Consider the following 537-nt stretch of genomic DNA (forward strand, 5'->3'; position numbering starts at 1 on the left):
CCGCGATGCTGGTCGCCGCGGGGCCGGTGGTGCCGTGCAAATACACGGCGGCTTCGACGATGCGCTGCCGGGTGCGACCGATGTCCTCGGCCCGCTTGCGCATCTCGTAGCCCCGCGATTTGGCTGAACGGTGCTGTCCACTCAACTTGACGCCTCACGGTCCGGGACGGACACTTTTAGCAGAACACCAGTGTATCTCGAAATCGATCAGAGGAGTGATCGCCATGACCGAGGACCTGGTCCCTCCGCTCACGGTCGTCCGCCCCGGCGAGGGCGCCGAGGGCTTCCTCGGTTCCATCGGGGTGGTCTTCAAGCTCGGGGGCGCCGATACCAACGGCGCCTTGTCGGTCGTCGAGCACCCGTTCCCGGTCGGCGCGCTGGTGCCGCCGCACCTGCACACCCGCGAGGACGAGTACTCGATCGTCACCGAAGGCGAGATCGGCTTCCGCTCCGGCGACCGCGAAGCCGCGCTGGGCCCCGGCGGCTACATCACCAAGCCGCGCGGCGAGCTGCACGCCATGTGGAACGCCGGCCCGG

1 protein-coding gene is annotated in these 537 nt (G+C 68.7%); it reads left to right on the top strand.

Going from position 1 to position 537, the window contains the following annotated elements; all coding sequences use genetic code 11:
- Positions 1-224: 224 nt before the first annotated feature.
- Positions 225-537: cupin domain-containing protein (locus TN53_RS42020; RefSeq protein ID WP_046264173.1), on the top strand; the 313-nt coding region annotated here is incomplete at its 3' end.

Origin of the sequence: Streptomyces sp. WM6386 (assembly GCF_000972385.1) — a bacterium.
Taxonomy (GTDB): Bacteria; Actinomycetota; Actinomycetes; order Streptomycetales; family Streptomycetaceae; genus Streptomyces.